The following is an 11,082-nucleotide window of genomic DNA, read 5'->3' on the forward strand; positions in this document are numbered from 1 at the left end:
CTGTCCCCCTGCCCGCCCCGGCCGCCGCCCCGCTGGAGCCCGCGGCGGCGCTGCGGGCGCGGCGCAGCAGCTTCGGCCGCTTCGACGCCACCCGGCCGGTGACGGCGTCGCAGCTGGCGGCGGCGCTGGCCGACTGCGCGGCCACCCGGGCCGGCAGTGAGGCCGAACGGCCCGACGCGCCGCCGCTGACCTCCCTGTACGCCTTCGTCAACCACGTCGAGGGCATCGACCCGGGCAGCTACGCCTACGACCCGGCGGCCCACACCCTGCGCCTGGTGGTACCCGGGGCGCCGGGCCCCTTCCTGCAGAGCAACTACTTCCTGTCCAACTACAACCTGGAGCAGGCGGCGGCCGTGATCGTGCCGACCGTACGCACCACCGCGGTCCTGGACGCGGTGGGCGACCGCGGCTACCGCCTCGTCGGCGCGGCCGTCGGCGCGGTGGCGCAGACCTTCTACACCACCGCCGCGGCGCACGGACTGGGCGCGGGCGTGGCGCTCGGCTTCGACAACGTCTCGTACGCCGAGCGGCTGGGGCTGACGGACACCGACGAGGCGCCACTGCTGATCATGCTGCTCGGCCACGAGCGGCCGCGGCCCGCCGACTTCCGCCACGAGATCGCCTGACCGGGCGCCGAGAGCCCACGAGAGAAGCGGACGATCAGGATGAACACCACCACCGAATGGCGAGCGGGCGACCGCTTCATGCTGCGCGTGGCCGGCCTGCCCCTGACCGCGGCCGACGCGCTGCGCTGCGCGGACACCCGGCGCTGGGCGGCGGACGTGCTCGCGGCCGAGGACGCGCTGCGGGCGGACGCGCAGTGGCTGAGCGAGGTGCTGCACCGGGCGGTCGGCGCGACCGATCCGGAGCCCGGCGGGCCCGACGCGGCCCGGCGCCGCGCACTGCTGCGGCTGCGGCGCCAGATCCACAACGGGCGCCCGCCCGCCGACCCCGAGGCCGCCCTGCGCACCCTCTCCGAGCTCGGGGGGCCCGGGTCGGGGGCCGCCGTGGAGCGGCTCGGCGGCTGGCTGCTGCGGGTGGGCGAGCTGCGGAAGCTGCTGGCCGAGGGCGAGCCGCTGCTCGCCGCCGATCTGAACCGGGGCCGGGCCGCGCTGCGCGAGCTGCTGGGCGACGAACGGCTGCGGCACGGGCTGCTGCTGGCCTCGCCGGTCCTCGAAGGGCAGCTCGACGCGTACGCGGACGCCACCGCGGGCGGCCGGGTGCCGGGGGGCCGGGCGCGCAAGGCCGAGCGCTCCGTGCTCTCGTACCTCTACCGCACCGCCTGCAAGACCAGCCCCTTCAGCACCTTCACCGGGGTGGCGACCGGCCGGTTCACCCCGGAGGCGGGGACGGACGGGATCCGGGTGGAGGACCACTGGAGCAGCCACGTCCGGCTGAACGTGGTGGTGCTGGCCCGGCTCGCCGAGCTGGTGCAGGCCGATCCGGAGCGCCGCCGGGACCTGCCGCTGCGCCCCGCCCCGGGCTGGGGCCGGGAGGAGGACCGGATCCGCTACGTGCGCCGCTCGGTCACGGCCGGCGACGACTCGGCCGCCGTCACCTTCGACGCGGTCAAGGACCGGCTGTTCTTCCTGCGCCGCAGCGGCACCCTCGACCGGCTGCTCGCCCTCTTCGCGGAGCGCGAAGCGCAGGCGGGGGAACCGGAGTTGCGCCACCGGGAGCTGGCCGACTGGCTGGCGGCGGAGCACGGGGCGGCCCCGGAGGAGTGCGAGGCGTACATCGGCGCGCTGCTCCAGCTGGGCATGGTGCGGGTGCCGTGCCTGGACACGGAGGTGCACGGCGGGGATCCCGTACGCGCCTTCCAGCGCTCCCTCGCCGGGCTGGAGCGGCCCTGGGCCGACGGACTCGCGGAACTGCTGGAGGCACCGGCCCGGGTGCTGGAGCGCTATCCGCACGCGGACCGCGCCGAGCGCGCCCGGCTGCTGCTCGCGCTGCGCGCCGGACTGCGCCGGGCGCAGGAGGAGCTCGGCGCGGCCGCGGACACGCCGCTGCCGCAGACCCTGGTCTACGAGGACGTGAGCGCGGGCCGCGAGCTGGCCGCGCCGGAGCCCGCGTGGGCGCGGGAGGGCTCGGGCGGCGGCGCGCTGCGCTCGGTGGAGCGGATCCTGCCGGCCTTCGACCTGACCCTCGCCCAGCGGATCACCTTCGAGGGGTTCTTCACCGCCCGCTACGGGCGGGGCGGCCGCTGCGAGGACCTCCTGGGCCTGGTCCACGACTTCCACGAGGACTTCTTCGACCAGTACCTGTCGTTCACCGCGCGCCGCACCCCCTTCGACGCGCGCGGCGCGTACGTGCCGGAGGAGAACTGGCTCGGCCTGCCGGGGATCCGCGCCCTGGACGCGGCGCGGCGGGCCTTCACCGGCCGGATGCGGGAGCACTGGGCGGCGTACGAGGAGCGCGGCGACGGCGGTGAACTGCGCCTGACCGAGGCCGACATCGCGGCCGTGGCGGAGGAACTGGAGCCGGTGGTACCCGGGTTCGCGCCGCGCTGCCACCACGTGCAGCTCGCCCGCGACCCGGCCACGGGCGGGCAGCTGACCGTGCTGAACCGCTCCTACGGCGGGCTGTCCTTCCCCTTCAGCCGTTTCACCCACGTCTACGAGGAGCGGGACGGGCAGCCCTCCCTCGACGGGCAGCTGCGGGCCACGGCCGCCGCGGTCACCCCGCCGGGCGCGGTGTTCGCCGAGGTCACCGGCGGGCCGGTCACCACGAACCTGAACCTGCACGGGCGGCTCACCGAGTACGAGATCGTCTGCCCGGGCGAGAGCGGCACCCTGCCCGAGGACCGGCTGCTGCGCCTGGACGACCTGTACGCGGAGCACGAGCCGCGGACGGGGCGGGTGGTGCTGCGCTCGCGCCGCCTGGGCGTGCGGGTGATCCCGGTGTACCTCGGCTACCTGGTGCCGCTCGCGCTGCCCGTCGTACCGCGCACCCTGCTGCTGCTCTCGCCGTCCTCGATGTCCCCGCTGGACGTGTGGGCGGGGGTGCCGGACGCGGTGGCGCACGGCGGGGTCGGCGCGCGCCCCCGGGTGGTGCACGGGGACGTGGTGCTGAGCCGGCGCAGCTGGACCACCACGGCGGGCGAGCTGCCGGCGCGCGGGGCCCGCGAGGCCGCGCACTTCCTGGAGTGGCAGCGCTGGCGCCGCGCCCACGGGCTGCCGGAGCGGGTGTTCGCGACGGTGTCGGCGGGGGCGTCCGCGCTCGGCGCGAAACCTCAGTACGTGGACTTCGCGAGCCTGCTCTCGCTGGCCGCCTTCGAGCCGCTGCTGCGGGAGCCCGGCCACCGTGTCGTCTTCCGCGAGATGCTGCCGGACCCCGGCGCCCTGCACACCTTCTCGGCCCGCGGGGCGCACGTCGCCGAACTCGCCGTCGAGACCTTCACCACGACCGTCCCCAACCCTTCAGACACGGAAGGCACTTCCAGATGTCAGAGCTGACCCCGACGCGTGGCGCGTGGCAGGCCATGCACATCTTCTACGCCGCCAACCCGCAGCCCCTGCTGGTGCGGTGCGTGCGCCCGCTGATCGCCTCGCTCACCCGGGACGGCCTGTTGGCGGGGCACTTCTTCATCAACTACTGGCTGGAGGGGCCGCACGTGCGGTTGCGGCTGCGGCCGGTGAGCCCGGAAGCCGGGGACGAGGTGCGCCGCCGCACCGAGGAGGCGGTGTCCGCCTTCCTGCGGGCCCGGCCCGCGCTGTACGAGGTGGACTCCGGCTTCCTGAACGAGTTCTACAACACCCTCTTCGACATCGAGTTCCCCGAAGGGGACCGGGCCGCGTTCATGGGCGCCGACGGCCGGATGAACCTGCGGCCCAACAACTCGTACGCCTACGAGCCGTACGAGCCGGAGTTCGGGAAGTACGGCGGCCCGGCCGGGGTGGAGCTCGCCGAGTGGCACTTCGCGCACTCCAGCGATCTGGTCATGGAGGCCCTGGGCTCGATGAACCTGCACCTGCGGACGGTGCTCCTGGGCACCTCGGCGCAGCTGATGATGGTGATGGCGGGGGTGTTCCTGCCCGACCGGGAGGAGCTCGGCGGCTATCTCGACCGCTACTACCGGTTCTGGCACCAGGCCTTCCCCGGCACCGGTTTCATCGGTTCCGCCGAGTACGACAAGACGTACGAGCAGACCGCTCCCGGGCTCGCGCGCCGCTTCGAGGGCGTGCTGGAGGCGCTGGCCTCCGGGGAGACCGGCCGGCTGCCCGGCTTCCTCGCGGGCTGGGCCGAGCACTGCCGCGAGCTGCGGCGGCGCGCCGAGGCCCTGGCGGCCGGCGGGGAGCTGGTCTTCCGGTCCTGGGACGGGAGCCGCGACGAGCGGGTGACGGATCCGGCGGTGGCGCTGCCGCTGCTGCTCTCGCCGTACATGCACATGACCAACAACCGGCTGCACGTGACGATCCGGGACGAGGCCTACCTCGCGCACCTGCTGGGCCGCGTGCTGCGCGAGGGCATGCCCGGGGGCTCGGCGCCCGGTGCGGCCGCAGACTCCGCCCAGGAGGCGGCCGGAGCGCGGGCGGTCGGGCCGTGAGCGCCCCCGCGCCCTCGGGGATGCTGGAGCACCGGCCCGCGCTGCGGCCCGGGATCCTGCTGTCGCCGCCGCTGCTGAACGGCCCGGCCGTGGTGCACCTGGTGAAGGACCCGGTCTCCGGGGCCTCCTTCGAGATCGGGCCGAAGGAGTACTTCCTGGTCTCGCGGCTGGACGGCTCGCGCAGCCTCGCGGAGATCGGCGCGGCGTACGGGGAGACGTTCGGGCGCCGGCTGGGCGAGCGGAACTGGCAGCAGCTGCTGGGCCTGCTCGGCGCCCGGCGGCTGCTCGCGGGCGGCCCGGCCCCCGAACCGGCCGCCGGTCCCGGGCCCCAGCGCACCGGGACCCTGCTGCGCGGGACCCTGCGGCTGGTCGCGGACGCCGATGCCACGACCGCGCGGCTGCACCGGTTCCTGCGGCCGGCCCTGCGGCCGGTGGTGGTGGGCGCTCTGATCCTCGTATGCCTGGGCATGGAAGGGGTGTTGGCCTGCTCGGCCGGTGAACTCCTGGAGGACCTGTGGTGGTTGCTGTCGCGTCCGGTGCCCCTGCTGGCGGTGGTCACGCTGTTGTGGCTGAGCACCGCGCTGCACGAGTTCGCGCACGGGATCGCCGCCCGGCACGTCGGCGGCACGGTCGGGGAGATCGGGCTGCGCTGGCGGCTGCCCGTCGCGATCATGTACTGCACCGTAGACAACTACCGCTACCTGCCGCGCCGTCGACACCAGCTGGCCGTCGCCGGGGCGGGGGCCTTCGCCAACCTGCTGTTCCTGCTGCCCTTCTTCGGCTGGTGGACCGCCCTGCCCGCGGGCGACGCCACCAGCCGGGTGCTGGGCGCGCTGCTGCTGCTCGGCAGCGCGCAGGCCCTGGTCAACCTGGTCCCGCTGCCGCCGCTCGACGGCTACACCCTGCTCGGGCACGCGCTGCGCGTGACCCGGCTGGCGCCCGCCAGCTCGGCGTACCTGCGGCTGCGGCTGCGCGACCGGCCCGCCGCGGCCGCGTACCCGGACCGGGCCCGGCGGCTCTACCTGGGCTACGGGATCGGCTCGGCCCTGCTCGTCCTGCTGGCGGCCGGGGCCGTGACGGCCGCCGTGGTCCTCACCGTCCGCACGTGAACCCCAGCCCCTTCGACCTTCCCCCCACCCCGTCTCCGACACCGAGGGAACCGCACCGCCCATGACGACTGACCGCACCCCACCGCCCGACGCACCCGTCGCCGTCGCCATCCAGGAGGTCCGCAAGCGCTACGGCGACCGCCAGGCCGTCGACGGGATCTCCCTCGACGTGCGCCGCGGGGAGTTCTTCGGCCTCCTCGGCCCCAACGGCGCGGGCAAGACCACCCTCATAGAGATCGTCGAGGGCCTGCGCCAGGCCGACTCCGGCACCGTCGAGGTCCTGGGCCACCGCCCCTGGCCCCGCAACACGGCGCTGCTGCCGCGGATCGGCGTACAGACGCAGGCCTCGGCCTTCTTCGTCCGGCAGACGGCGCGCGAGCACCTGGCGACCGTGGCGGGGCTGTACCGCAAGGACGCGGCCGCCGCGGACCGCACGCTGGAGACGGTCGCGCTGACCGAACAGCGCGACGTCCTGGTCGAGAACCTCTCGGGCGGCCAGCGCCAGCGGCTCGCCATCGCCTCGGCGCTGGTCCACGACCCCGAGCTGATCTTCCTGGACGAGCCGACGGCCGCGCTGGACCCGCAGGCCCGCCGGGACCTGTGGGAGGTGCTGCGCGCCCTCAAGAGCCAGGGCCGCACCATCGTCTACACCACCCACCACCTGGACGAGGCCGAGGCCCTGTGCGACCGGGTGGCCATCCTCGTCGCGGGCCGGATCGCCGCCCTCGACTCCCCGCACCGGCTGGTCTCCGCCGCCGGGGCCCCGGCCCGGCTGCTGGTCCCGGCCGGACGGATAGGCCTCGCGCAGGCCGCCGCGATGGAGGGCGTGGACCGGGTGAGCGAGCAGGGCGGTTCGCTGGTGCTGGAGACCTCGGCCCCCGGCCGCGTCCTCCAGGCCGTCGACGCCCTCACCGGGCTCGACGGGGTGATGACCCGCACGGCGACCCTGGAGGACGTCTATCTCGAACTCACCGGCCACCACGGGCCCGCCGCCGGCCACACCCCCGCACACACCAAGGAGCCCCGGGCATGAGCGCGTACACGGCACTGACCGCAGCCGGATACCGGGCCCAGGTCCGGGACAAGGCCACCCTCTTCTTCACCTTCGCCTTCCCCCTCCTCTTCCTCGTCGTGTTCGGCCTGATCTTCAGCGGCCAGGACGTGGAGCAGAGCGGCCGCCCGTACATCTCGTACATCGCGCCCGGGGTGATGTCCTGGGGCGTCGCCAACGCCGCCGTCTTCGGGATCGCCTTCACCCTCATGCAGTGGCGGCGCGACGACCTGCTGCGGCTGATCCGGCTCACGCCGACGCCGCTGACCACCGTGCTGGCCTCCCGCTACGTGCTGTCGCTGGTGGTGGGCGTGGTGCAGGCGGCGGTGTTCGTCGCCGTCGCCATGCTGCCCGGCTTCGGGCTGGTGCTGGACGGCCGCTGGCCGCTGGTGCTGCCCGCGCTGGTGGCCGGCATCACCGCGTTCATGGCGATCGGCGTGATCGTCGGGACCTTCGCCAACACCCCGGAGGCGGTCGCCGCCATCGCCAACTGCCTGATGGTGCCGATGGCGTTCCTGTCCGGATCCTTCCTGCCGCTGGACATGATGCCGTCCTGGCTGCGGTCGGTCTCCCGGGTGCTGCCGCTGCGCTACCTCAACGACGCGGCGACCGGGGCGCTGACCGGCTCGGGCTCCCTCGCCACCATCGGGATCGGGTGCGCGGCGCTGTGCGGGTTCGCCCTGCTGTTCGGCGGGATCGGGCTGAAGACCTTCCGCTGGAGCAACCAGTCATGACCGCGATGAGCACGGCCTCGGCCGAGGCCCCGGCCGGCACCCCGATGGAGTCCGCGCGGCGCGAGCTGGAGCGGGCCCTGGCCGGGGCGGGCGGGACGGGCGGGACGGGCGAGGCGGCCGCCGTGGTCACGCTGGGGGTGCACGACGCCCTCGGGCCGCGCGCCGCCGACCCCTTCGCGGCGGTGCGGCCGGGCGCCCGGGTCCACCTCACCGCCCGGGCCGTGCTGCTCGGGCCCTGGGGCGGCGACGGGGGCGCGCCCGCCTGCGGTCAGTGCCTGGCCATGCGCTGGCAGCGGCTGCGCAGCCGCAGCGAACGCGACGCGCTGGAGACGGGCACCGGGCCCGTCACCGCCGTCGGGGCGCACTGGACCCGACTGTCCCCGTACGCGCTGGACGCGGTCGCGGCCCTGCACGCGGCCGTCCGGGGCGGGGAGGCGAGCGCCCCCGGGCCGCTGGCCGCCGACCGGGCCCTGCCCCAGGTGTCCCGGCTGGACCTGGAGACCCTCCAGGTGCGCACGTACCCGCTGGCCGCCGACCCGCTCTGCCCGGACTGCGGCCCGCGCGGGACCGACGTACCGCGGCCCTTCCGCCCCGTCTCGCGGCCCAAGCCGTCGCCGGGGGCGCAGCGGCTGCGCCAGGCCTCCTCGTACCCGGTGCCGCGGGAGGCGCTGGCCAATCCGGTGACGGGGGTGCTCGGCGGCGGCACCTGGATCAACGTGACCTCGCCGACCACCGCGCCCGTCGCGGGCAGCGTCTTCATGCGCGGCTACGCGGGCCTGACCGACGTCACCTGGAGCGGGCAGGCCAACAGCTTCTCCGCCAGCCGCGACCTGGCCTTCCTGGAGGGCCTGGAGCGGTACGCGGGCACGCACCGGCGCACCGGCGCCACCGAGGTGCTCACCGCCTCGTACGCCGAGCTCGGCGCACGCGCCCTGGACCCGGCGGAGTGCGGGTTCTACCCGGACGCGACCTACCGCGACGACCCGCTGGTCTCGCCGTTCGACCCGGAGCGGCCCATCCCCTGGGTGTACGGGCACTCGCTGCGCGACGACAGGCCGGTGCTGGTCCCGGCGCGCCTGGCCTACTACAGCGCGGGGCTCGCCGCCGACAACTTCGTCTTCGAGTGCTCCAACGGCTGCGCCATCGGCGGCTGCCCGGAGGAGGCGCTGCTCGGCGCGCTGCTGGAGCTGATCGAGCGGGACGCCTTCCTGCTCGCCTGGTACGGGGGCCAGCGGCTGACGGAGATCGACCTGGCCTCCGTACCGGGGCCGGCGGTGCGGATGATGGTGGACCGGGCGGGCCTGCGGGGGTACGGCGTACACGCCTTCGACAACCGGATCGACCTGGCGGTGCCCGTGGTCACGGGGCTCGCGGTACGACGTGACGGCGGGCCCGGGCTGTACTCGTTCGGCGCGGGCGCGGCGCTGGACCCGGCGGCGGCGGTGGAGGCCGCCCTGTCGGAGGTGCTGACCTACATCCCGCACCTGCCCGGGCAGGTGGCGGAGCGGCGGCCCGAACTGGAGGCGATGACGCGGGACTTCGCCCTGGTCAAGCACCTCAAGGACCACGCCCAGCTGTACGGGCTGCCCGCGATGTCCCCGTACGTGCGCCCGTACCGGGAGCCGCTCGCCGTACGGCCGATGGCGGAGCTGTACGGGGCGTGGGAGGAGCGGGGGCGGCCCGGGACGGGTGATCTGCGCGACGACCTGCTGCTGTGCGTGGGCGAGTTGACGGCCGCCGGGCACGATGTGATCGTCGTCGACCAGACCACTCCGGAGCAGCGCCGGGCGGGGCTGCACACGGTGTGCGCGATCGTCCCGGGGCTGCTGCCGATCGACTTCGGCTGGTCGCGCCAACGGGCCCCGTACCTGCCGCGGCTGCGGACGGCGGCCCGGCGCGCCGGACTCCGGGACACCGATCTGACGGACGCGGAGATCCGGCTGGTGCCGCACCCCTTCCCCTGAACGCCCGCCACACGCGCCGGATGCCCCGGACCCCTCGTGCGAGGGGTCCGGGGCATCCGTGTGCACGGCCCTGCGGTGCTGGGGTCAGGCGCTACAGGAGGTGGTGCTGGTGGTGGAGGAACAGGTCGAGGTGGAGCTGCAGCTCGTGGAACCGGCGAGCACGACCTCGCTGGCGTCCGAGTAGTCCGAGATCTCGAAGGTCTCCGACTCCAGCTCCAGGATCTCGTCGGCGAGCGAGGCGAGCGGCGACTTCTCCATGGGAACTCCTTCAGTTGTACGGCCGCGGGACGGCCGTCTCCGTGTGGTGCCCTTCCAGGAGAACCGGTCACGCCGTCATCCCGCCCGGTCCCCTTCTGACATTCCGCTGACAGAAGTTGCCAGCGGCGTGACGGATCCGGCCGGACCCGGTGGCCGACCATGGCTTCATGACCCTGACCGCCTCCGCCGCATTCGCCGCTTTCCCCTCCGTCGCCAAGCCGCTGACCACGCTCTACCTCGATCTGCACCGGCACCCGGAGCTGTCGGGCGAGGAGCGGCGCACGGCCGGCCTGTTCGCCGGATGGCTGGAGGCCGCCGGGTACGCGACCACGCGCGGGATCGGCGGCCACGGCGTGGCCGGGGTGCTGCGCCGGGGCGAGGGCCCGACGGTGGTGCTGCGCGCCGAGCTGGACGCGCTGCCGGTACGGGAGACCACCGGACTGCCGTACGCGAGCGAGGGCCCGGTGGCGCACGCCTGCGGGCACGACCTGCACCTGGCCGCTGCCGCCGGGGCCGCGTCCCTGCTCGCGGAGGCCGCCCCGGAGGCCTGGCGGGGCACGCTGGTGGTGGTGGGGCAGCCCGCGGAGGAGACCCTGGAGGGCGCCCGGGCGATGCTGGCCGACGGGCTGTACGAGCGCGTCGGCCGCCCGGACACGGTCCTCGCGCAGCACAGCGCGCCGCTGCCGGCCGGGATGGTGGCGCACGGGTACGGGCCGATGACCGCGGGGAGCGTCACGTTCCGGGTCGTGGTCCACGGGCGGGGCGGGCACGCGGGCGCCCCGCACCTGACGGTGGATCCGGTGGTGACGGCCGCCCACGTGGTGACCCGGCTGCAGACGGTGGTGGCGCGGGAGGCGGCGCCGTCGGAGCAAGTGGCCGTGACCGTGGGCTCGTTCCGGGCGGGCGAGCGGGCCAGCGTGATCCCGGAGCGGGCCGAGCTGGCGATCACCGTACGGGCGGCGGGCGGGGCGGCGCTCGCGCGGGCGGCGGCCGCCGTCGAGCGGATCGTCCGCGCCGAGTGCGCCGCCTCGGGCTGCCCCCGCGAACCGGAGATCGTCCGCGAACGCGAATCCCCCGTCACGCACCCCGACCCGGCGACGACGGCCGCCGTACGGGAGGCGCACGCGGCGCACTTCGGGGCGGAGCGGGTGGCGATGTGGCCGCCGTCCCTGGCCACGGAGGACTTCGGGCTGTTCGGCGACGCGGGGCGGGCGGTGCACGGCGCGTCGGGGGTGCGGCTCGCCTACTGGATGCTGGGCGTGATCGGGCCCGCCGCCTGGGCGGCGGCGCCCGGGGAGGGCGCGGCCGGAAAGCTGGCCTCGCTCCCCGCCAACCACGCCCCGGACTTCGCCCCCGACGCCCGTACGGCCCTGCCCGCGGGCGTGGCCGCCCTCATGGCCGCCGCCCTGACCTGCCTGGG

At 75.4% G+C, this 11,082-nt stretch carries 9 protein-coding genes; 8 read left to right on the forward strand and 1 reads right to left on the reverse strand.

The window, feature by feature from the left end:
• The 7 genes from ACFV0Q_RS30540 to ACFV0Q_RS30570 form a co-directional block, all read left to right on the forward strand.
• Positions 1-626: nitroreductase family protein (locus ACFV0Q_RS30540; protein ID WP_385009598.1), on the forward strand; the 626-nt coding region annotated here is incomplete at its 5' end.
• A gap of 39 nt (positions 627-665) precedes the next feature.
• Positions 666-3,455, forward strand: coding sequence for a lantibiotic dehydratase (locus tag ACFV0Q_RS30545; RefSeq protein WP_385009599.1), 2,790 nt, complete (start codon positions 666-668; stop codon positions 3,453-3,455).
• A complete protein-coding gene (locus ACFV0Q_RS30550; protein ID WP_385009600.1) occupies positions 3,443-4,546 on the forward strand; it encodes a lantibiotic dehydratase C-terminal domain-containing protein in 1,104 nt (367 codons plus the stop codon). The genes ACFV0Q_RS30545 and ACFV0Q_RS30550 overlap by 13 nt, the downstream gene beginning before the upstream one ends.
• Complete coding sequence (locus tag ACFV0Q_RS30555; protein WP_385009601.1) at positions 4,543-5,655, forward strand: peptidase M50; 1,113 nt, start codon at positions 4,543-4,545, stop codon at positions 5,653-5,655. The genes ACFV0Q_RS30550 and ACFV0Q_RS30555 overlap by 4 nt, the downstream gene beginning before the upstream one ends.
• Before the next feature lie 61 nt (positions 5,656-5,716).
• The gene (locus ACFV0Q_RS30560) at positions 5,717-6,688 is read left to right on the forward strand and encodes an ABC transporter ATP-binding protein (RefSeq protein WP_385009602.1); all 972 of its coding nucleotides are present in this window, start codon (positions 5,717-5,719) and stop codon (positions 6,686-6,688) included.
• Complete coding sequence (locus ACFV0Q_RS30565; protein WP_385009603.1) at positions 6,685-7,440, forward strand: ABC transporter permease; 756 nt, start codon at positions 6,685-6,687, stop codon at positions 7,438-7,440. The genes ACFV0Q_RS30560 and ACFV0Q_RS30565 overlap by 4 nt, the downstream gene beginning before the upstream one ends.
• Positions 7,437-9,404: a TOMM precursor leader peptide-binding protein gene (locus tag ACFV0Q_RS30570; RefSeq protein ID WP_385009604.1), complete on the forward strand. Its 1,968-nt coding sequence runs from the start codon at positions 7,437-7,439 to the stop codon at positions 9,402-9,404. The genes ACFV0Q_RS30565 and ACFV0Q_RS30570 overlap by 4 nt, the downstream gene beginning before the upstream one ends.
• Positions 9,405-9,488: 84 nt before the next feature.
• On the opposite strand, the gene ACFV0Q_RS30575 is transcribed toward ACFV0Q_RS30570, so the two are convergent.
• Positions 9,489-9,662: a thiazolylpeptide-type bacteriocin gene (locus tag ACFV0Q_RS30575; RefSeq protein WP_007268044.1), complete on the reverse strand. Its 174-nt coding sequence runs from the start codon at positions 9,660-9,662 to the stop codon at positions 9,489-9,491.
• A gap of 167 nt (positions 9,663-9,829) precedes the next feature.
• Here ACFV0Q_RS30575 and ACFV0Q_RS30580 point away from each other — a divergent pair.
• Positions 9,830-11,082: amidohydrolase (locus tag ACFV0Q_RS30580; RefSeq protein ID WP_385009605.1), on the forward strand; the 1,253-nt coding region annotated here is incomplete at its 3' end.

Source organism: Streptomyces sp. NPDC059564 (genome assembly GCF_042735575.1).
Taxonomy (GTDB): domain Bacteria; phylum Actinomycetota; class Actinomycetes; order Streptomycetales; family Streptomycetaceae; genus Streptomyces.

What these genes read in the sequence shown, in the direction of transcription:
- ACFV0Q_RS30560 (WP_385009602.1), top strand. Translation starts at nt 5,717, where the DNA reads ATGACGACTGACCGCACCCCACCGCCCGACGCACCCGTCGCCGTCGCC.
- ACFV0Q_RS30570 (WP_385009604.1), top strand. Translation starts at nt 7,437, where the DNA reads ATGACCGCGATGAGCACGGCCTCGGCCGAGGCCCCGGCCGGCACCCCG.
- ACFV0Q_RS30545 (WP_385009599.1), top strand. Translation starts at nt 666, where the DNA reads ATGAACACCACCACCGAATGGCGAGCGGGCGACCGCTTCATGCTGCGC.
- ACFV0Q_RS30575 (WP_007268044.1), bottom strand. Translation starts at nt 9,662, where the DNA reads ATGGAGAAGTCGCCGCTCGCCTCGCTCGCCGACGAGATCCTGGAGCTG.
- ACFV0Q_RS30550 (WP_385009600.1), top strand. Translation starts at nt 3,443, where the DNA reads ATGTCAGAGCTGACCCCGACGCGTGGCGCGTGGCAGGCCATGCACATC.
- ACFV0Q_RS30565 (WP_385009603.1), top strand. Translation starts at nt 6,685, where the DNA reads ATGAGCGCGTACACGGCACTGACCGCAGCCGGATACCGGGCCCAGGTC.